This window comes from Pseudomonas sp. LBUM1666 (assembly GCF_059695775.1).
In genome coordinates, this window is sequence record NZ_CP166789.1 from 322,531 (window position 1) to 342,325 (window position 19,795).

General features: G+C 58.0%; 17 protein-coding genes and 1 pseudogene. 7 read left to right on the plus strand and 11 right to left on the minus strand.

Translation table 11 applies throughout. The features are described 5' to 3' along the window. Positions 1 to 20 precede the first annotated feature (20 nt). Positions 21 to 288: pseudogene (locus ACA056_RS01485) on the plus strand (transporter substrate-binding domain-containing protein); the annotation flags it as partial. On the opposite strand, the gene ACA056_RS01490 reads toward ACA056_RS01485, so the two are convergent. The 5 genes from ACA056_RS01490 to gpmI all read right to left on the minus strand — a co-directional run bounded on the left by ACA056_RS01490 (position 269) and on the right by gpmI (position 7,170). Next, positions 269 to 1,780, minus strand: a complete 1,512-nt coding sequence (locus tag ACA056_RS01490; protein WP_497269977.1) for a trypsin-like serine peptidase — start codon at positions 1,778 to 1,780, stop codon at positions 269 to 271. The pseudogene ACA056_RS01485 and the gene ACA056_RS01490 overlap by 20 nt on opposite strands. 198 nt (positions 1,781 to 1,978) lie before the next feature. After that, complete coding sequence (locus tag ACA056_RS01495; protein ID WP_497269979.1) at positions 1,979 to 2,761, minus strand: divergent polysaccharide deacetylase family protein; 783 nt, start codon at positions 2,759 to 2,761, stop codon at positions 1,979 to 1,981. Position 2,762: 1 nt separating this feature from the next. Beyond that, the gene (locus ACA056_RS01500; protein ID WP_123366997.1) at positions 2,763 to 4,082 is read right to left on the minus strand and encodes a S41 family peptidase; all 1,320 of its coding nucleotides are present in this window, start codon (positions 4,080 to 4,082) and stop codon (positions 2,763 to 2,765) included. 31 nt (positions 4,083 to 4,113) lie between these two features. Further along, positions 4,114 to 5,412: a murein hydrolase activator EnvC family protein gene (locus ACA056_RS01505; RefSeq protein ID WP_497273475.1), complete on the minus strand. Its 1,299-nt coding sequence runs from the start codon at positions 5,410 to 5,412 to the stop codon at positions 4,114 to 4,116. Positions 5,413 to 5,640: 228 nt separating this feature from the next. Further along, positions 5,641 to 7,170, minus strand: coding sequence for a 2,3-bisphosphoglycerate-independent phosphoglycerate mutase (gpmI, locus tag ACA056_RS01510; protein ID WP_497269981.1), 1,530 nt, complete (start codon positions 7,168 to 7,170; stop codon positions 5,641 to 5,643). A 153-nt stretch (positions 7,171 to 7,323) separates the two neighbouring features. Here gpmI and ACA056_RS01515 point away from each other — a divergent pair, with 153 nt between their 5' ends. From ACA056_RS01515 to secB, 3 genes are read left to right on the plus strand one after another with little or no spacing between them, the layout of a single operon-like run. Beyond that, positions 7,324 to 7,737 carry a rhodanese-like domain-containing protein gene (locus tag ACA056_RS01515; protein WP_497269983.1) on the plus strand — a complete coding sequence of 138 codons (414 nt, stop codon included), beginning with the start codon at positions 7,324 to 7,326 and terminating at the stop codon, positions 7,735 to 7,737. A gap of 1 nt (position 7,738) precedes the next feature. After that, a complete protein-coding gene (gene grxC, locus ACA056_RS01520) occupies positions 7,739 to 7,993 on the plus strand; it encodes a glutaredoxin 3 (RefSeq protein WP_008149430.1) in 255 nt (84 codons plus the stop codon). 41 nt (positions 7,994 to 8,034) lie between these two features. Further along, the gene (gene secB, locus ACA056_RS01525) at positions 8,035 to 8,520 is read left to right on the plus strand and encodes a protein-export chaperone SecB (RefSeq protein ID WP_007949026.1); all 486 of its coding nucleotides are present in this window, start codon (positions 8,035 to 8,037) and stop codon (positions 8,518 to 8,520) included. A 113-nt stretch (positions 8,521 to 8,633) separates the two neighbouring features. Here the strand turns inward: secB and ACA056_RS01530 are convergent, their stop codons facing one another. Then, a complete protein-coding gene (locus ACA056_RS01530) occupies positions 8,634 to 9,089 on the minus strand; it encodes a tRNA (cytidine(34)-2'-O)-methyltransferase (RefSeq protein ID WP_007949025.1) in 456 nt (151 codons plus the stop codon). Between ACA056_RS01530 and ACA056_RS01535 the strand changes: the two genes are divergently transcribed. Further along, a complete protein-coding gene (locus ACA056_RS01535) occupies positions 9,088 to 9,528 on the plus strand; it encodes a hypothetical protein (RefSeq protein ID WP_497269986.1) in 441 nt (146 codons plus the stop codon). The genes ACA056_RS01530 and ACA056_RS01535 overlap by 2 nt on opposite strands. A gap of 634 nt (positions 9,529 to 10,162) precedes the next feature. Here ACA056_RS01535 and ntrC read toward each other — a convergent pair. From ntrC to glnA, 5 genes are all read right to left on the minus strand, one after another. After that, positions 10,163 to 11,599: a nitrogen regulation protein NR(I) gene (gene ntrC / locus ACA056_RS01540; RefSeq protein ID WP_008149434.1), complete on the minus strand. Its 1,437-nt coding sequence runs from the start codon at positions 11,597 to 11,599 to the stop codon at positions 10,163 to 10,165. After that, a complete protein-coding gene (gene glnL, locus ACA056_RS01545) occupies positions 11,596 to 12,681 on the minus strand; it encodes a nitrogen regulation protein NR(II) (protein ID WP_133837830.1) in 1,086 nt (361 codons plus the stop codon). Before glnL ends, ntrC begins: the two co-directional genes overlap by 4 nt. A 230-nt stretch (positions 12,682 to 12,911) precedes the next feature. After that, complete coding sequence (locus ACA056_RS01550) at positions 12,912 to 13,532, minus strand: DUF4124 domain-containing protein (protein WP_497269989.1); 621 nt, start codon at positions 13,530 to 13,532, stop codon at positions 12,912 to 12,914. After that, positions 13,529 to 14,038 carry a DUF4124 domain-containing protein gene (locus tag ACA056_RS01555; protein ID WP_497269991.1) on the minus strand — a complete coding sequence of 170 codons (510 nt, stop codon included), beginning with the start codon at positions 14,036 to 14,038 and terminating at the stop codon, positions 13,529 to 13,531. Before ACA056_RS01555 ends, ACA056_RS01550 begins: the two co-directional genes overlap by 4 nt. Before the next feature lie 299 nt (positions 14,039 to 14,337). After that, the gene (gene glnA / locus ACA056_RS01560; RefSeq protein WP_497269993.1) at positions 14,338 to 15,744 is read right to left on the minus strand and encodes a glutamate--ammonia ligase; all 1,407 of its coding nucleotides are present in this window, start codon (positions 15,742 to 15,744) and stop codon (positions 14,338 to 14,340) included. Positions 15,745 to 16,075: 331 nt separating this feature from the next. On the opposite strand from glnA, the gene thiI reads away from it, so the two are divergent. Together thiI and typA are read left to right on the plus strand one after the other, a co-directional pair. Then, positions 16,076 to 17,530, plus strand: a complete 1,455-nt coding sequence (gene thiI / locus ACA056_RS01565) for a tRNA uracil 4-sulfurtransferase ThiI (protein WP_497269995.1) — start codon at positions 16,076 to 16,078, stop codon at positions 17,528 to 17,530. Positions 17,531 to 17,669: 139 nt separating this feature from the next. After that, positions 17,670 to 19,490, plus strand: a complete 1,821-nt coding sequence (gene typA / locus ACA056_RS01570; RefSeq protein WP_033055293.1) for a translational GTPase TypA — start codon at positions 17,670 to 17,672, stop codon at positions 19,488 to 19,490. The last annotated feature ends 305 nt before the right edge of the window (positions 19,491 to 19,795 follow it).

Genomic DNA, 19,795 nt, shown 5'->3' on the forward strand with positions numbered 1-19,795 from the left:
GAGACATAGATAGTTATTGCCTCGAGTGCGCTGTGGTGGTGCGCGATCAGGACAATGCGAAGAAGCGGGTCAACGGTCAGATCGACCTTTGGGCGACGGGTGATCCTGCCGGCCGTTACCTCGCTCGGCAGGATGGTGTGACTGGTCTCAAGACCGTGCTGCGTTTCAACAGTGCCCAACTTTATCTGGCACTGAACTGTCGGACGAGATAGTCGCCAAGCTTCAGGCTGCGCGGATCAGTTGCGCAAGGAAGGCGTGGTAGACGACTTCATGGCGCGGTATCTGTGACCGTTGTCGGGGCTTGCACCAGGACTGTGTGTACCTCGGAAGTATTAAAATTCCTGTCCTCGATGTAACTGCAAAGCGTCACCGGAAGAAATTCCAGTGGAATAGCAAGTCCATTATCTGTTTGTGCATACTCCCTGCGATCTATATCAGCGCAATTACGTTCGCCCAGGTCGTTATCGTAGTATCGAGTCCAAATGGAACGGGAAGACTTTTCGAACCAGTCGACAGAAACATACTTCTCTGAGAATCTAAATGTGACAGTTGGTTCAGGTAGTGTGGCGAAAGTCGGTTCGGTTAGCCGGGCAGACAGTATTTGGGTGTTTCTGCGTAATCCGACGCTAGGTCGTTGCTCGGCTGACTCGACACCCACCAGGCAAAGATAATACAAACCTTCCTCTCGGCCGATCTCTGCATCAATTTTCGCATTGGCTGTGCTGATCGGGTGGCTATAGTGATCAGAAAAATAACAAGCGTGTGCGTCGCGTACAGTTTTAAAGCGATAGAAAGCGGTGCTCATCGAAAAGTCGACATCCCAGACAGGTGCTTGATCATTGTGGTCGACGGGTTTTCTATGAAGTGTGATGTCAGCGTTTCTTTTGGATTTGAAGTTAAAGTTTGGGTTTATTGTGCACGATTGGGCGTCCGTATTAAAACGCCCATTGGTGAAGCAGTAAGAAAGATAGTCAACAGGAAAGCTGTGGCTTGCCTGATCAGGCAAGATGGATTTTTTTTGATTATTTCCACAAAGTGCATGCCAGAAACATAAATCATCCGTTGAGATACCATAAGTCGTTCCGGACAATACACCGATAACTTCTCCTGTCGCCGCATCAAGAACGGGAGAACCTGAAGAGCCTGGTGCAATACCCTTGCAGTCGTGCTTCTGGTAATCGGTGTGGACGGTCAAGTACTTGATCAATGTGGTGTTAGTTGGCTCTAGGGTACAGGTTGACAGCCTGAGGCCGGGGGCGATTGCAGGTACGCCAAGGACTTGAATTGGGCGCGGTTCTGCAGGCGCTGTAGACGCTAGCTTGAGTGGCGTAATTCCGTCCTTCAGCAGTGTATCCAGCGAGTCGGTCAGTTCCAGGACAGCGACATCAGAACTGGCGAGGCTGGCCCAGTTTACCTTGTGGATGTCGTAACGCTTGGCGCCTTCCATCGTATCGTGGAAAAAGTTGAACTGTACCTGGCCGTTGAATGGAGTATCGACTGCTGTGCCGGAGATGATTGAAGCACAGTGCCCATTGGTCAATAGGTAAGCAGGGCCTGTAGAGGTACCCATTGCGTCGCGAGTATCAAGCAAACTTGCCGTGCAATAGCGGTCGTTATCCTTAAATGTAGCTCCAATGCCGTTCCAGTGGGTGTATTGTCCGTCACCATTACTGAGCAGGATGGGCTCCGGTGGCTTGGGAACAGTGTAGGCGCAAGAGGCCAGGGAGAATGTGAGTGCTATTAGGGGAATAGTTGTACGTACAATAGACTTGTAATTCATAACCGATCCTTGGTTGTGAGCGTGGATGTAAATAAAGTTGGATGTTGCTGTGGTGCGAAAGAAGTTTAAATTGAAGTGAGGGGGTGTTAGTTGTTGATGTGTATCCGATTGTGAAGAGGTGGCGAGTGGAGGGTGAGTGGGGGTGGTAATTTATCGGCGCTGATAAAGTTTGAAATTAACTAACTAATTGCAGTGAAATTACTGGGTTTGCGGCAGTCGGTAATTACCGTCCTTCCCATGCGCGGCAGTTGCGCGATTGCCGCGCAGTCCGATCATCGACTTGATATCGATCCACTCAATGCCCTGAGCCTTGAGCTTGGGCAACTCGCGCTCCAGCACCGCCAAAGTTTGCGGATAAGGGTGACCGATCATCACTGCCGAACCCTGTTTGCGCGCCAGACTGATAGCCGTCTGTAGCTGAGTAAAAATCGCGGCTTCAGTGGGCTCGTCATCCAGGAATACATCCCGCGAAACGCTCGCCAAACCAATCTTCTGCGCCTCGGCCGCCGCCACGGTTTGCGCACTGGTGCGGCTGTCGACGAAGAACTTGTGCCGACGCTGCAAGTCCGCCATCAGCCAGGCCATGGCCGGTTGCTGAACGGTCATGCGGCTGCCCATGTGGTTGTTGATGCCGGCGGTGTAGGGCACGATCTTGAGCGCTGCGTTCAGGCGTTTCTTAAGCTCGTCGATGGGCAAGTCGGGATGCCAGGCAAACGGACCGGTGGCCGGGTCCATGGGCATGTGCAGGATAACGATCTTGCCGGCGCGATGGGTTTCGCGGGCGAATTCGGTGGCGTGGGGTGTGTCAGGCATGATCGCCGCGGTCACCGGACCGGGCAGGGCGAGCACGCGGCGATCCCGGGGCAGGTTCTGCCCCAGGTCATCGATGATCAGAGTGATGTAGGCCTTTTGAGGGGCGGGCGCCGCGTGAGCAGCACCCGCCAGACAACACACCAGACCGAGGACTAACCGCAGGCGCATCTCAGCGGCCGGAGGTGATGCTCAACCCTTTGAGCAGGCTCAGGGCCTGGGCCAATTGGTAGTCATCATCCTGCGGCATTGCCTTGGCTTTGCCACTGGAGCTGGTCGGTTTGTCGGCACCGCCGTTGCCATTGCCCAGGTGACCTTGCAGATCGGCTTCCTTGAAGTACTCGCCGTCCTGCTCGTTGGTGATCTTGGCCTTGCGCACTTCGATGTCCGGGACGATGCCCTGAGCCTGGATCGAGCGGCCGTTCGGCGTGTAATACAGCGCCGTGGTGATCTTCAGTGCGCGCTCGTTGTTCAGCGGCAGCACGGTTTGTACCGAGCCTTTGCCGAAACTGGTGGTACCCATGACCACAGCGCGTTTCTGATCCTGCAAGGCGCCGGCGACAATTTCCGAGGCCGAGGCGCTGCCGCCGTTGATCAGTGCGACCATTGGCACGGCTTCGCTTTCGTCCTTGCCGGTGGCGGAGAAGCGCAGTTCGGAGTTGGCGATACGACCCTTGGTGTAAACGATCAGGCCCTTGGTGATGAAGTGGTCGACCACTTCAACCGCCGCTTGCAGCACGCCGCCCGGGTTGTTACGCAGGTCGAGGATGATGCCTTTGAGCTTCTTGCCGTTGTCTTTGCGCAGCTTGGCCAAGGCCTTGGAGACTTCTTCGCCGGTCTTGACCTGGAACTGGGTGATGCGGATGTAGCCGTATCCGGACTCCAGCAGTTGGCTCTTCACGCTCTTCACTTGAATGATGGCGCGGGCCAGGGTCACGTCAAACGGTGTACCGCCGTCGCGCACCAGGGTCAGGGTGATTTTCTGGCCGATCTTGCCGCGCATCTTGTCCACGGCTTCGGTCATGCTCTGGCCGCGGGTCGGTTGGCCGTTGATCTTGACGATGAAGTCGCCGGCCTGAATGCCAGCCTTGGAGGCCGGAGTGTCATCGATCGGTGAAACGACCTTGATGAAACCGTCTTCGGCGCCAACTTCGATGCCCAGGCCGCCGAATTCGCCGCTGGTGCTTTCCTGCAACTCAGCGAAGTCTTCCGGGCCCAGGTAGGCGGAGTGCGGGTCGAGGTTGCTGAGCATGCCCTTGATGGCGTTTTCCAGCAGGGTTTTGTCGTCCACCGGTTCGACATAGGCGGCCTTGATCCGATCCATGACCTCGGCAAAGGTGCGCAACTCTTCCAGAGGCAACGGCGCCTTGGTGGTCGCAGCAGTGCCCGCAGGCGCGACTGCCGGGGCCGGTTGAGCGGCGAACGCCAGAGGCGCGCCGATCACCAGGGCGATCGTCAGGGCCAGCGAGGTAAGGCGGGACAAATGCAGCATGTCGAACGAACTCCTGAATTAGGTCGCGTGCTTATCCTTGCGCGCGACACCATTGCGCCGGATCACTCGGGTGACCCTGCTGACGAATAGCGAAATACAGCGCTGGTGTGTCCTGCCCGCCACTGCTACCCACAGTGGAGATGGACTCACCGGCTTTTACCACGTCACCCGCAGACTTGAGCAGCGTCTGGTTGTGACCATAAAGACTCAAAAAACCGTTGCCGTGGTCGAGAATCACCAGCAGCCCGGCGCCTCGCAACCAGTCGGCGAATACCACACGACCACCATGCACGGCGTGCACCTGGCTGCCGGCGGAGGCGCTGATCATCACGCCGTCCCACTTGGTGCGGGCGTCGTCGCCACGGGTTTCGCCAAAGCGTGCAAGCAGTCGACCATCAACTGGCCAGGGAAGTTTTCCCCGGCTTGAAGCAAAGGGGCCGCCAAAGGCCTCACCTGAACTTGATACCAGGGCGCCGGGTGTCGATTTAACGGGTTTGCGTGGGGCATCAGTGGTGTCTGCGTCTGCTGCAGCCTGAGCCTCACGTAAACGCTTTTTTTCGGCTTCCTGCTGGGCGATCAGCGCTTTTTGCCGCGCTTCTTCTGCCTCTCGGGCCTGACGGGCCAAGGTTTCTTCAATGGTTTTAAGAACTTTAGACAGGTCTGCCTGATCCTGCTCGCGGGCGGCCAGCTTCTGATCGCGGGCCTTCACGTCGTCGCTGAGCTTGGCCAGGACTTGCTGACGCTCCTTGCGGACTTTGTCGAGTTCATCACGCTGGCTGTCGAGGCTGCTTTTCTGCACCAGCAATTGCGCCTGTTGCATGGCGATGTCTTTTTCGACATTGGCCAGTTGGCGCAGGGTTTCGTTGAAATTTTTCAGCTGCTCCAGGCGGGCCTGGCTCAGGTAGTCGTAATAGGTGAGGGTGCGGGCGAATTTTTCCGGGTTCTGCTGGTTGAGCAGCAGCTTCAAGTACTCCTGACGGCCGTTCTGATAGGCCGCGCGGGCCTGAATGGCGATCAGTCGCTGCTGTTCAATGCGCGCGCTCTGGAGTTTTTTTTTCTCGGCATCGAGTCGCTGCAGCTCGGCTTCGCTTTTCTTCAGCTCTTTTTGCAGGGCATCGACCTGCTTCTCGAGCTTGCCCATCTCGGTCTCGGTGCCTTTGAGGTCTTTCTGCACACCGGATTTTTCTTCCTGGAGCTTGCCCAGCAGCTTTTTCAGCTCGGCAATGTCCTGACGCGTGGCGTCCAACTGTTGTTGGGTTTGCGCGCGCTCGTCAGCAAAGGCCGGTTGGAGCAGGCATGTCAGAGCAAGGGCTATCAGGACGCGAAGCATAGAGGCGGGCGACACCAGGGAAAGGGACGGCCTAGTATGCCCGCCAAGCGCTGCAAAAAAAACGCCCAATTGGGGCTGTGTGATAACCGGGCTGAAAAACACTGAAAACCAATGTGGGAGCGAGCTTGCTCGCGATGGCGTCTTAACATTCAACATGGTTGTTGGCTGTCAGACTGCTATCGCGAGCAAGCTCGCTCCCACAGGGTTTGGTGGCGTTTGGAAGGCTGATTACACCAGGATCGAAGTGCCAGTCATCTCGGCAGGTTTCTCAAGATCCATCAACATCAGCATGGTCGGTGCCACATCCGCCAGCACGCCGCCGTCGCGAACCTTGAAGTCACGCTTGCCGACATAGATGAACGGCACCGGTTCGGTGGTGTGGGCGGTATGCGCCTGGCCGGTGGATTCGTCGGACATCTGCTCGACGTTGCCGTGGTCGGCAGTGATCAGCGCTTCGCCGCCGACTTTTTCCAGCGCATCGACGATGCGGCCAACACACAGGTCGAGGCATTCAACAGCTTTTACTGCCGCATCGAACACACCGCTGTGACCGACCATGTCGCCGTTGGCGTAGTTGACTACGATCACGTCGTAGCGCTGGTTTTCGATGGCATCGACGATGCGGTCGGTGACTTCCGGGGCGCTCATCTCGGGCTGCAAGTCATAAGTGGCGACTTTTGGCGACGGGATCAGGATGCGTTCTTCGCCCGGGAACGGTTCTTCGCGACCGCCGGAGAAGAAGAAAGTCACGTGGGCGTATTTCTCGGTTTCAGCGATGCGCAGTTGGGTCTTGCCGTTTTTCGCCAGGTAGTCGCCCAGCACGTTGTCCAGGCTGCCCGCGGCGAAGGCCGATGGGGCGGGAATGCTGGCGGCGTACTGGGTCAGCATGACGAAGCCGGCCAGTTTCGGCTGGCGGGCACGTTCGAATTCCTTGAAATCGTCTTCGACGAACACTCGGGTCAGTTCACGGGCGCGGTCGGCGCGGAAGTTCATGAACACCACGGCGTCGCCGTCTTCGACTTTCACCGGCTCACCGATGCTGGTGGCTTTGACGAATTCGTCGCTTTCGCCACGTTCGTACGCCGCTTGCAGGCCTTCCTGAGCGGTGGCAGCGTTGAATTCGCCGTTGCCATCGACAATCAGGTTGTAAGCCTGGGACACGCGGTCCCAACGGTTGTCGCGATCCATGGCGAAGTAACGGCCGACAATGCTGGCGATCCGGCCTTTGCCGAGGGCCTGGAAGGCCGCATCCAGCAGTTCGATGGACGACTGAGCGCTTTTCGGTGGCGTGTCGCGACCGTCGAGGAAGGCGTGCAGGTAGATTTTCTCAGCGCCGCGCTTGAAGGCCAGTTCGGCCATGGCAACCAGGTGATCCTGGTGGCTGTGAACGCCGCCATCGGACAGCAGGCCCATGAAGTGCACGGCTTTGCCGGCAGTGACGGCTTTATCGACAGCGGCGCAGATGGTCGGGTTCTCGAAGAACTCGCCATCGCGGATCGATTTGGTCACGCGTGTGAAGTCCTGATACACCACGCGGCCGGCGCCGAGGTTCATGTGGCCGACTTCGGAGTTGCCCATCTGGCCATCCGGCAAGCCGACATCCATGCCACTGCCCGAGATCAGGCCGTTCGGCACGGTGGCCCACAGGCGGTCCAGTACGGGCTTCTTCGCCGCAAACACGGCGTTGGATTCAGGGCTCTCACTGTGACCGAAGCCGTCGAGAATAATCAGGACCAAAGGTTTAGGCGTGGTAGTCATGGATTCCACTCGTGGCTGAGTTAAAAGAGGGCGATGGAAAAGGGAGTGGCAGTTTAAAGCTAAGTTCCGACGGCGTCACCGCCGGACGGGGTTTGGCCCACCATAGTGGCTGTGTATACTGGCCGACATTTTAACGCCCTGGAACCTCCTTCGATGGTTGCTAACCTGATTCAATTCGCCACTAACCACTATCTGCTCGTCGGTATCTTCGTCGTACTGCTGGCGTTGCTGATCGCTTATCAGATGCAAGGCGGCGGCCGCAGCCTGAGCACCGGTGAACTGACCGGGCTGGTCAACAAGGACGCGGGCGTTGTAATCGACATTCGCTCGAACAAGGATTTCGCCGCCGGTCACATTGTTGGCGCGGTGAACATTCCTCACGACAAACTGACCGCTCGCGTCGGCGAACTGGAAAAGCACAAGGCCAAGACCATCATCCTGGTCGACGCCATGGGCCAGACTGCCGGCACGCATGCCCGCGAACTGATGAAGTCCGGCTTCACCGCCGCCAAGCTCTCCGGCGGTATTTCCAGCTGGAAAGGCGACAACCTGCCGCTGGTGAAGTGATATGAGCAACGTCGTCGTCTATTCCAGCGATTACTGCCCTTACTGTTCGCGAGCCAAATACCTGCTCGAGAACAAAGGCGTGGCCTTCGAAGAGATCAAGGTCGATGGCAAGCCGCAGGTGCGTGCCGCCATGGCTCAGAAGGCCGGACGTACGTCCGTGCCGCAGATCTGGATCGGCAGCACCCACGTGGGTGGTTGTGATGATTTGTTTGCCCTTGAGCGCGCCGGCAAGCTCGACGCCATGCTCAAGGCCTGAATGCCTTCCCTATAAGACCCCAAGATCAGAAAGGATCTGAGATGACTGACCAACAGAACACTGCAGCTAGCGAAGAAGAAACCGCACCGCAATTCTCCTTGCAGCGCATCTATGTACGTGACTTGTCCTTCGAAGCACCGAAAAGCCCGGCCATCTTCCGCCAGCAGTGGGAACCGAGCGTCGGTCTGGATCTGAACACCCGTCAAAAGGCTCTGGAAGGCGACTTCCACGAAGTCGTACTGACCCTGTCCGTCACCGTGAAGAACGGCGACGAAGTGGCGTTCATTGCTGAAGTGCAACAGGCCGGGATCTTCCTGATCAAGAACCTCGACGACGCGTCGATGAGCCACACCCTCGGCGCGTTCTGCCCGAATATCCTGTTCCCGTACGCTCGCGAAACCCTGGACAGCCTGGTCACCCGCGGTTCGTTCCCGGCGCTGATGCTGGCTCCGGTGAACTTCGACGCGCTGTACGCACAAGAGCTGCAACGCATGCAGGCGGCTGGCGAGACTCCAACCGTTCAATAAGCGGTCCAATGTGGGAGCGAGCTTGCTCGCGATGAGGTCATCAGCTTCAACATTAATGTTGGCTGACACACCGTCATCGCGAGCAAGCTCGCTCCCACATTTTTTATGTAGCGTTATTTGAAGCCGAGCTGGCGCCAGCCTTCGTACACGGCGACCGCCACGGTGTTCGACAGGTTCAGACTGCGGCAGCCTTCACGCATCGGCAGGCGCAGGCGCTGTTCGCCGGGCAGGGCATCGAGTACTTCTGCCGGCAAACCACGGCTTTCCGGGCCGAACAGGAACGCATCGCCCTCGGCGAAGCTGGCATCGTGGAACGGCCGCGAGCCCTTGGTGGTGAAGGCGAACAACCGAGGATGCCCGAGGCTTTCCAGGCAGCTGGCGAGGTCTGCGTGGCGTTGCAGGGTGGCATACTCGTGGTAATCGAGGCCGGCCCGGCGCAGACGCTTGTCGTCCATCTCGAAGCCCAGCGGTTCGATCAAATGCAGGTGGCAGCCACTGTTGGCGCACAGCCTGATAACGTTGCCGGTATTCGGCGGAATTTCTGGTTGGAAAAGGATGACGTGAAACATGCACGGCTCCGAAGGTAAAGATGAGCGGCATTCTACGCCGCCCGTGGACAACCGTTCGAAACTATTCCCGCGAGTGATGGCTTCGCTGGCGATTGTCGGGGTGATGGTGGGGCTGATGATCGGTCGCCTGACCACTCCCGACCCCAGCGAATTGCAGCAGGTCGAGGTCACGAGCGATGGGCTGGTGGTGTGGTTCAACAACGAACCCAAGACCCACGGCGAGTTCGTCGACGGTAGCCTCGCGCTGCTGTTCGAGGCTGAGGGCAAGACGCAGAAAGGTCAGCTCAAGCTCAGCGACAAGAACGTGAACTGGCGGGTGCGTTTGAGTGATGGGGGCTTGTTGCTGACGGTAGTGGCGGCGCGGCCACTGCAGGGCGAGTGGGCCGGTAGCGAGGTCGATGACCGCTGGCGGCTGGAGATCCATCTCCGAGAGCAATAAAAGAGGGAATCCCCGGCCTGCCTGTACCAAGGTCCCCAAAACGGCAGGGCTCGCGCATGGCGTCGAGCCCGGTGTAAAGAAGGAACCCCTGACCTGCCTGTATCAAGGGCCCCAAAACTGCTTGGGCTCATCGCTTGTGCGGTGTGAGCCCGGTGTAAAGAGGGGAATCCCCGGCCTGCCTGTACCAAGGTCCCCGAAACCGGGTAGTGAATCGAATCACTGAATGGACTATTGCAGGGGGCGTGCCAGGTTTTAACAAGTTGAAACAGATAATCGATTTGAAGCGCTGAAAGCCCCGTGATTTGGGGCTTTCGTGTTTTTTCGATAGGGGTTCAATTGTGAACTCGGGCGGGGTTTTGAAGCGGTTTGCGTGCGCGATTGCGGTTCACGATGCCTTGCGGCGGTGCACGAAGGGGTTTGCGGTGCATCCTGGAAACGGGACTGATCCTGAATCGACCCCTCACCCTAACCCTCTCCCTGAGGGAGAGGGGACTGACCGAGTAGTTCTTTCGAGTTACATCGACCTGATAGCCCGAGTCGAACTCAGGTCTTGAAAAGCATGGAGATCGGCTCCCTTTCCCCTCTCCCCTGTGGGGAGAGGGTTGGGGTGAGGGGTGGTTCTCAAGGCTGACGATTAACCCTCATCCCCCTCATCATCATCCCCACCATCAACCTTCATCCCCAATTCCTTGATCTTGCGAGTCAGGGTATTACGCCCCCAGCCCAGCAAAACGGCGGCATCGCGGCGGCGGCCGGCGGTGTGTTTGAGGGCGGTTTCGATCATGATCCGCTCGAACGCCGGTACCGCGCTGTCAAGCAGGCTCGACTGACCACGAGCCAACGCCTGATCGGCCCACTGGCGCAGCGCTTGCTCCCAGTTGGTCACCGGTGCCGAATCCTGCGGCAGGTTCAGCAGCTCCGGCGGCAGGTCGCTGATATGCACTTCGCGACCCGAAGCCATCACCGTGATCCAGCGGCAGGTGTTCTCCAGCTGACGCACGTTGCCGCCCCACGGCAGGTTCTTCAGGTATTCCTCGGTTTCGCTTTTCAGCAGCTTCGGCTCCACCGCCAGTTCTTGCGCGGCGCGGCTGAGGAAGTGCTTGGCCAGGGTCGGGATGTCTTCACGACGGTCCGACAGCCGTGGAATGTGGATGCGGATCACATTGAGGCGGTGGAACAAGTCCTCACGGAATTTCCCGGCGTGCACCAGGGTTTCCAGGTTCTGGTGAGTCGCGGCGATGATTCGCACATCGACCTTCACCGGCACATGGCCGCCGACGCGGTAGAACTCGCCGTCCGCCAACACCCGCAGCAAACGAGTCTGGGTGTCTGCCGGCATGTCGCCGATCTCATCAAGGAACAGCGTGCCGCCGTCAGCCTGTTCAAAACGCCCGCGACGCAGGTTGGCCGCGCCGGTGAACGCACCTTTCTCATGGCCGAACAGCTCGGATTCCATCAGGTCTTTCGGGATCGCCGCCATGTTCAGCGCAATGAACGGCGAAGCCGCACGCGGACTGTGACGGTGCAGCGCGTGTGCCACCAACTCTTTACCGGTACCGGATTCGCCGTTGATCAGCACGGTGATGTTGGAGTGGCTCAAACGCCCGATGGCGCGAAACACTTCCTGCATCGCCGGCGCTTCACCGATGATTTCCGGGGTGCGGGTCAAGGCGACCGGGACTTCCAGGCCTTGTTGTTCCTGAGCGTGCTGGTTGGCGCGCTTGACCAGCGACACCGCTTCGTCAACGTCGAACGGTTTTGGCAGGTATTCAAACGCGCCGCCCTGATAGGACGCGACAGCGCTGTCCAGATCGGAGTGAGCGGTCATGATGATGACCGGCAGCCGTGGGTGTTGTTCGCGAATCCGCGCCAGAAGGTCCAGGCCACTGGCGCCCGGCATGCGGATGTCGGAGATGATCACGTCCGGCTGCTGGCGCGCCAGGCGGCTCATCACGCCATCGGCGCTGTCGAAGCTTTGCGTGGTCATGCCTTCTTGCTGCAAGGCTTTTTCCAGGACCCAACGGATAGAACGGTCGTCATCGACGATCCACACGGTTTCACTACGGCTCATGTCGATGTGGCTCCTTGTTCCAGTGGCAGAAAGATCGAGAAGGTGGTGTGGCCTGGATGGCTGTCACATTCGATCAGGCCCTGGTGCTGGCTGATGATGTTCTGGGTAATGGCCAGGCCCAGCCCGGTACCGTCCGGGCGGCCGCTGACCATGGGAAAGAAGATGGTTTCCTGCAACTCCGCGGGAATACCCGGGCCGTTGTCGATGATTTCGATCTTGGTCACCAGGCGATGGCGCACGTGGCCGATGGTGAACTGGCGCATGGCGCGGGTGCGCAAACTGATCCGGCCAAGGCGAAGCTCGTTCTGGCTGCTGATGGCCTGCATCGCATTACGCACAATGTTCAGCACGGCCTGAATCATCTGTTCGCGGTCGATCAACACGTCGGGAATGCTTGGGTCGTAGTCGCGCACCAAGGTGATGCAGCCCTGGCTTTCGGCCTCGACCAGATGGGAAACCCGCTCCAGCACTTCGTGGATATTGCACATGGCCAGGGATGGCAGCTTGTTGGAGCCGAGCATCCGGTCCACGAGGTTTCTCAGGCGGTCGGCTTCTTCGATGATGACGTTGGTGTAGTCCCGCAGGCTTTCTTCCGGCAGCTCACGGGCCAGCAGTTGTGCGGCGCCGCGAATCCCGCCCAGCGGGTTCTTGATTTCGTGAGCGAGGCCGCGCACCAGCATCTTGCTGGTTTCCTGTTTGGACAGCTGCGCTTCTTCCTTGGTGATCCGCAGCAAGCGGTCACGGGGGTGGACTTCCAGCAGCAGCATCGTGTCGCCGTTGCTGAGGATCGGTGTTACCGCGTAGTCAACGGTCAGGGTCTGGCCGGTGAGGGCGGTGAGCATCGCTTCGCGCTTGGTGAACGGGTGGGCCTGCTCGACCGCCTGGCGCAGGGAGTTCAGCGCTTCGGTGGATTCGGTGAACAACTCGCTGATGAACTGCCCATGGCTACGCTGACCGCTGATGGCCAGGAGCATCTCCGCTGCCGGGTTCATGTACTCGAGGCGCAGTTCGGCGTCGAGCAGAATGGTGGCGGTGGTCAGGTTGTCGAGTAGCAATCGATGCAGTGCGTCGCTAATGGTCATCAGGACCTCTTTTGGAGCAGGGCATGCGCGTGAATAACGCGCTGATACAAGGAAAATGCAAAAACCAAACCAAGGCTCCGAAAAGAAGCGTTAAAGGCCTGAAACGGGCGTTTGACGCTCGTTTGCGTGGCGTTCTGCCAGCTTTGACGGGTACTTTCGAACCAAAATGGGTTGGGATGTGAGTACGGTGCAACCAATTGCACCAATATAGTGCGCAAAGCTGAACGGCGTTAGAAGAAGCGCAGGAAGGGATTTATTTCTTCTACGGGTTTGTCTTTGAGCGGACATTCCGGCCGTTGACCGTAATCGGGGAGGGTGCAGGGTTTGACCTGACGCTTCTGCGCGAGGGAGATGCGCAGCATGTGGAACGGCTGGTTGGCTGTGCGCTCGACCGTGCGGCCCTGCTCGTCGAGGATTTCCACGGAGAGGTTATGGCTGCCGCGATCGATGTTGCTCAGGGCGAACACCGGGCTCAGGCCGGGCGCTGCTGTGGGTTGGCCGTCGAGCAGCAGTTGGTAGCGATGGCCTCGCTGCAGGCCGGGTTCGCTGGTAACGCTGACGATAATCTCGCCAGCACTGCTGCGCACCGTGGCATCTGGCTCCGGCACCAGTACTCTCAGCATGTCGTAGTGGAAAAGCGCTTTGGCTTCGGTTTTCTTCGGGGCTGTCATCGGCGCAGCACCGGTTGGGTTGGCGGACATGCGGTTACTCGGCGCCAGCGGCACGCGCTTGGCATTGCCGGAGCCCGGCTGGTCGGTGTAGACCCGATTGCCCTGAGCGTCAATGTAGGTGAACACCTCGGCCGTCACCGGCAGGGCTATCAAGCAGGTGATCAGCAGCCACAGCCTCACGGCTTATGCACCCGTTGTACGGTGAACGTCACGGTGGGACTTTGTTGAACGATGTTTTCCCCGTCGATCACCTGCACCGCGAGGCTGTGTGTGCCGCGATCAATATTGACCAGTTGCAGGATTGGCACGTTGCTCGGCTGGCCGTAAGGTTGATCGTCCAGCAACAGCCTGAACAGATGAGGGCCTTGCAGGCGGGGTTTGATCAGCACATTGACGGTGAAAGTGCCGTTGTTGGCACGCAGCGCTTCGGTAGTGGGTAAGTGGGTCAGCTCCAGCATCTCGTAAGCGCTGCGCGGCTGTTCGCGGCGGGTGGCTTCGACAGGTGGCGCAGAAGGGGCTTGGGGCTCAACCCTGTTCAGCGGTGGCAATTCGACCGGCTGAGCCTTCACGCCATCGGGCGGTTGATTGCTGTAGGCGGTGTTGCCGTCGGCGTCGGTGTACTTATAGATCTGCGCGGCGGCGGGCAAGGCGATCAGCAGCAGGATGAATAGAAAACCACGACCCATAAAATCGACCAGAAACGAAGGCGTTGGGTTGCAGCATAGGTCAGGGGTGGCAGTTGACCCAATTCATAAACATCTGGGCATGATTTACATCGATCTCCCAAACACCGAAAACCCCCTGTGGGAGTGAGCCTGCTCGCGATAGCGGTGGAACAGTCAACATCAATGTTGAATGAAAAAATGCCATCGCGAGCAGGCTCACTCCCACAGGGTTCTGTGTTGGTCTCTAAATCCCGGGCATAAAAAAGGCCTCCCGAAGGAGGCCTCTTTTTTGTCACGCCGCTTGCGCAGGCGCTACCGGATCAGCAGCTGTAGTACAGCTCGTATTCCAGTGGGTGTACGAAGGTGCGTACTTTGATTTCTTCTTCGCTTTTCAGGGCGATGTAAGCGTCGATGAAGTCGTCGCTGAAAACGCCGCCTTTGGTCAGGAACGCACGACCTTTGTCCAGCTCGTCCAGGGCTTCTTTCAGGCTGCCGCAAACTTGTGGGATCTCTTTCGCCTCTTCAGGCGGCAGGTCATACAGGTTTTTGTCAGCAGCATCACCAGGGTGGATCTTGTTCTGGATACCGTCCAGGCCGGCCATTACCAGGGCAGCGAAGGCCAGGTACGGGTTGGCTGCCGGATCCGGGAAGCGAGCTTCGATACGGCGAGCGCGAGGGCTGGACACGTAAGGAATACGGATCGAAGCGGAACGGTTACGAGCCGAGTAGGCCAGCATCACTGGAGCTTCGAAACCTGGGACCAGACGCTTGTAGGAGTTGGTCGACGGGTTGGTGAAGCCGTTCAGGGCCTTACCGTGCTTGATGATGCCGCCGATGAAGTACAGAGCGGTATCGGACAGGCCGGCATAGCCTTCGCCAGCGAAGGTGTTCTTGCCATCTTTGGCGATGGACAGGTGAACGTGCATACCCGAACCGTTGTCGCCGTACAGAGGCTTAGGCATGAAGGTCGCGGTGCGGCCGTAAGCCACAGCTACGTTGTGCACGCAGTACTTCAGGGTTTGAACTTCGTCAGCCTTGGCTACCAGGGTGTTGAACTTCACACCGATTTCGTTCTGGCCGGCAGTCGCCACTTCGTGGTGGTGAACTTCGATGACCAGGCCCATTTCTTCCATGGCGTTGCACATGGAGGTACGGATTTCGTGGTCGTGGTCAAACGGTGGAACCGGGAAGTAACCGCCTTTGATACCTGGACGGTGGCCGTGGTTGCCGCCTTCGATGTCCTGGTCGGACATCCACGAACCTTGTTCGGAGAAGATTTTGAACATCGAGCCGGAGATGTCGGACTTGAACTTCACCTGGTCGAAGATGAAGAACTCTGGCTCCGGGCCAACGAATACGGTGTCGCCGATACCGGTCGACTTCAGGTATTCCTCGGCACGCTTGGCGATCGCACGTGGGTCGCGATCGTAGCCTTGCATGGTCGAAGGCTCGATGACGTCGCAAACGATGATCAGCGTTGGGTCTTCGGTGAACGGGTCGAGAACGGCAGTGCTGTCGTCCGGCAGCAGGATCATGTCGGAAGCTTCGATGCCTTTCCAGCCAGCAATGGAGGAACCGTCGAACATTTTGCCTTCTTCGAAGAAAGCTTCATCCAGCGCGTCGCGAGCCGGCATGGTCACGTGGTGCTGAGTGCCTTTGGTGTCCGTGAAGCGCAGATCAATCCACTTGACGTCATGATCTTTGATGAGTTGAACCGACTTCGACATAGTGTCCTCCGGGTGGCTTCGGGCTTAAGTAGTGGATGCCCTTAGAATGTGGGTGATGCCGGCGCGAATACTCTGCCAAGGCAACCTGCCTCACAAGGGAGCAAATTGCATGCCAGTGCCCCAGCATGGGTTTTTTGCCCCAATTTCACGCTTATAAAGGTACAAAGCGGAGCAATGCTGGAAATAGCGCCCCCTAATGTAGCGTCAAATTCAACAAATGACCTGTTTTGGTGCGCGCAAAACCTTCTGCACATTAACTGGTTAAACCTTGAGCAATTTCCGCTATAATCCGCGCCCCCCTTTTTCGGCTGGCCCAGCGCGCGCTGTTTTCATGAAACTAATCGTAAAAGTCTTCCCCGAGATCACCATCAAGAGCCGCCCGGTACGGATGCGTTTCATCCGCCAGTTGGCCAAAAATATCCGTACCGTGCTCCGCGATCTGGACCCGGCTGTGGTGGTGAACGGTGTGTGGGACAATCTCGAGCTGGAAACCCGTGTCAGCGAGCCCAAAGCCCTGAAGGAGATGACCGAGCGCCTGAGCTGCATGCCGGGCATCGCGCATTTCCTGCAAGTCGACGAATACCCGCTGGGCGACTTCGACGACATCGTCGCCAAGTGCAAGCAGCACTTCGGTGAGGCGTTGGCCGGGAAGATCTTTTCGGTGCGCTGCAAGCGTGCCGGCAAGCATGAATTCAGTTCGATGGACGTCGAGAAATACGTCGGCAGCCAACTGCGTCGTCAGTGCGGCGCCGCCGGAATCTCGCTGAAAGAGCCGGAAATCGAAGTTCGCCTCGAAATTCGCGACAAACGGTTGTTCGTGATCCACAGCCAGCACAACAGCATCGGCGGTTATCCGCTGGGTGCCCTGGAACAGACACTTGTACTGATGTCTGGCGGCTTCGATTCCACCGTCGCCGCTTACCAGATCATGCGCCGCGGGCTGATGAGCCATTTCTGCTTCTTCAATCTGGGCGGACGAGCCCATGAACTGGGCGTTATGGAAGTCGCGCACTTCATCTGGAAGAAGTACGGCAGCTCCCAACGCGTGTTATTTGTGAGTGTGCCGTTCGAGGAAGTACTGGGAGAAATTCTCGGGAAAGTCGATAACAGTCATATGGGTGTTGTTTTGAAGCGTATGATGTTGCGCGCTGCTTCCCGTATTGCCGATCGGCTGGACATCGATGCGCTGGTTACCGGCGAGGCGATTTCCCAGGTGTCGAGCCAGACGCTGCCGAACCTGTCCGTGATCGACTGCGTGACCGACAAGCTGGTCTTGCGTCCGCTGATCGCCAGTCACAAGCAGGATATCATCGACCTAGCCAACGAAATCGGTACTGCCGACTTCGCCAAGCACATGCCGGAATACTGCGGGGTCATCTCGGTGAACCCCAAGACCCACGCCAAGCGTCCACGCGTGGAGTACGAAGAACAACAGTTCGACATGGCAGTACTTGAGCGTGCGCTCGAGAACGCCAAACTGGTGCCGATCGATCGTGTGATCGACGAATTGGGCCAGGACTTGCAGATCGAAGAAGTCAGCGAGGCGCTGGCTGGTCAGATCGTCATCGACATCCGTCATCCGGATGCCGCTGAAGACGACCCGCTGGGCCTCGTTGGCATTGAGGTACAAGCGATGCCGTTTTATGCATTGAACGCTCGTTTCAAGGAACTGGACCCTACTCGCCAGTACCTGCTGTATTGCGACAAAGGCGTGATGAGTCGCCTGCATGCCCACCATTTGCTCAGTGAGGGGCATGCCAATGTGCGCGTTTATCGACCGAGCTAAGTGCCCGGGGCTGTTTGCCTGTGGCCTGCGTCACCGGCCCCCCGACGCCGCCGTCAAGCTGTAACGGCTTTGCCGGACTCTACTGTTAATCGCTGCCAAGACTTGTCAGCACACCGAATCCTCTGATCGAGATACACAAGTGATCGAAAATCTACGCAACATCGCCATCATTGCTCACGTTGACCATGGTAAAACCACCCTGGTAGACAAACTCTTGCGTCAATCCGGCACCCTGGAGCGCAACGAGCTCAACGACGAGCGCGTGATGGACTCCAACGACCAGGAGAAAGAGCGCGGTATTACCATTCTGGCGAAAAACACCGCCATCAACTGGAACGGCCACCACATCAACATCGTGGACACCCCGGGCCACGCCGACTTCGGCGGCGAAGTTGAACGCGTAATGTCGATGGTTGACTCCGTTCTGCTGCTGGTTGACGCTCAAGACGGCCCTATGCCGCAAACCCGTTTCGTGACCAAGAAGGCTTTCGAAGCCGGCCTGCGTCCAATCGTGGTCATCAACAAGGTTGACCGTCCAGGCGCGCGTCCGGACTGGGTTCTGGACCAGATCTTCGACCTGTTCGACAACCTGGGTGCTACCGAAGAACAGCTGGACTTCAAAGTCGTCTACGCCTCGGCCCTGAACGGCATTGCCGGTCTGGAACACACCGACATGGCTGAAGACATGACCCCGCTGTACCAGGCGATCATTGACCACGTACCGGCTCCAAAAGTTGACCGTGACGGTCCGTTCCAGATGCAAATCTCGGCACTGGACTACAACAGCTTCCTGGGTGTTATCGGCGTTGGCCGTATCGCCCGTGGTCGCGTCAAGCCGAACACTCAAGTTGTGGCTATCGACGCCGACGGCAAGCGCCGTAACGGTCGTATCCTGAAGCTGATGGGTCACCACGGTCTGCACCGTATCGACGTTGACGAAGCAGCTGCCGGCGACATCGTCTGCATCAGCGGCTTCGACCAGCTGTTCATCTCCGACACTCTGTGCGACCCACTGAACGTCGAAGCGATGAAGCCGCTGACCGTTGACGAACCAACCGTTTCCATGACCTTCCAGGTTAACGACTCGCCGTTCTGCGGTCGTGAAGGCAAGTTCGTCACCAGCCGTAACATCAAAGAGCGTCTGGACAAAGAACTGCTCTACAACGTTGCCCTGCGCGTTGAAGAAGGCGACACCGCCGACAAGTTCAAAGTCTCCGGCCGTGGTGAGCTGCACCTCTCGGTACTGATCGAAACCATGCGTCGCGAAGGCTTCGAAATGGGTGTTGGTCGTCCGGAAGTGATCATCCGCATGGTTGATGGCGTCAAGCACGAACCGTATGAAAACGTGACCATCGACCTGCCAGAAGAATCGCAAGGTTCGATCATGGAGCAGATCGGTATCCGTAAAGGCGACCTGACCAACATGGTTCCGGATGGCAAGGGCCGTGTGCGTCTTGAGTACAACATCCCGGCTCGTGGCTTGATCGGTTTCCGTAACGAGTTCCTGACCCTGACCTCCGGTGCAGGCATCCTGACCTCGATCTTCGACCGTTACGACGTGATGAAGTCCGGCGACATGTCCGGCCGTCAGAACGGCGTGCTGGTTTCGGTGGCTACCGGTAAGGCTCTGACTTACTCGCTGGAAACCCTGCAAGCTCGCGGCAAACTGTTCCTGGGTCACGGTGAAGACGTGTACGAAGGTCAAATCGTCGGCATCAACAGCCGCGACAACGACCTGGGCGTTAACCCAACCAAAGGCAAGAAGCTCGACAACATGCGTGCCTCGGGTAAAGACGAAACCATCGCTCTGGTTCCGCCTATCCGTTTCACCCTGGAACAAGCTCTTGAGTTCGTGCAAGAAGACGAACTGTGCGAAGTCACTCCTAAGTCCATCCGTCTTCGTAAGAAGATCCTGGGCGAAAGCGAGCGTACCCGCGCTGCCAAGAAAGCCGGTAACTGAGTTTCGACTTAGTTAGCAGCTAAAAAAACGCCCCCGACCGCAAGGTCGGGGGCGTTTTTGTTTGTCTGGGGGAGTGGAATCTGATGGTGGAGTTTTCAGAATCTTGGGATGACTTGGGATCGACCCCTCACCCTAACCCTCTCCCCGGAGGGTAGAGGGGACTGACCGAGTTGTTCTTTCGAGATACATCGACCTGAAATATCGAGTCGAACTCAGGATTTGAAAAGCCCCCCGATCGGCTCCCTTTCCCCCTCTCCCCTCTGGGGCGGTCCGACGTTTCGGGAGGGCTGGGGTGAGGGGTGATT

Bases quoted from the DNA above. Each gene is read 5' to 3' on its own strand.
- ACA056_RS01490 (WP_497269977.1), bottom strand. From the start codon at position 1,780: ATGAATTACAAGTCTATTGTACGTACAACTATTCCCCTAATAGCACTC.
- ACA056_RS01495 (WP_497269979.1), bottom strand. From the start codon at position 2,761: ATGCGCCTGCGGTTAGTCCTCGGTCTGGTGTGTTGTCTGGCGGGTGCT.
- ACA056_RS01500 (WP_123366997.1), bottom strand. From the start codon at position 4,082: ATGCTGCATTTGTCCCGCCTTACCTCGCTGGCCCTGACGATCGCCCTG.
- ACA056_RS01505 (WP_497273475.1), bottom strand. From the start codon at position 5,412: ATGCTTCGCGTCCTGATAGCCCTTGCTCTGACATGCCTGCTCCAACCG.
- gpmI (WP_497269981.1), bottom strand. From the start codon at position 7,170: ATGACTACCACGCCTAAACCTTTGGTCCTGATTATTCTCGACGGCTTC.
- ACA056_RS01515 (WP_497269983.1), top strand. From the start codon at position 7,324: ATGGTTGCTAACCTGATTCAATTCGCCACTAACCACTATCTGCTCGTC.
- grxC (WP_008149430.1), top strand. From the start codon at position 7,739: ATGAGCAACGTCGTCGTCTATTCCAGCGATTACTGCCCTTACTGTTCG.
- secB (WP_007949026.1), top strand. From the start codon at position 8,035: ATGACTGACCAACAGAACACTGCAGCTAGCGAAGAAGAAACCGCACCG.
- ACA056_RS01535 (WP_497269986.1), top strand. From the start codon at position 9,088: ATGCACGGCTCCGAAGGTAAAGATGAGCGGCATTCTACGCCGCCCGTG.
- ACA056_RS01530 (WP_007949025.1), bottom strand. From the start codon at position 9,089: ATGTTTCACGTCATCCTTTTCCAACCAGAAATTCCGCCGAATACCGGC.
- ntrC (WP_008149434.1), bottom strand. From the start codon at position 11,599: ATGAGCCGTAGTGAAACCGTGTGGATCGTCGATGACGACCGTTCTATC.
- glnL (WP_133837830.1), bottom strand. From the start codon at position 12,681: ATGACCATTAGCGACGCACTGCATCGATTGCTACTCGACAACCTGACC.
- ACA056_RS01555 (WP_497269991.1), bottom strand. From the start codon at position 14,038: ATGGGTCGTGGTTTTCTATTCATCCTGCTGCTGATCGCCTTGCCCGCC.
- glnA (WP_497269993.1), bottom strand. From the start codon at position 15,744: ATGTCGAAGTCGGTTCAACTCATCAAAGATCATGACGTCAAGTGGATT.
- thiI (WP_497269995.1), top strand. From the start codon at position 16,076: ATGAAACTAATCGTAAAAGTCTTCCCCGAGATCACCATCAAGAGCCGC.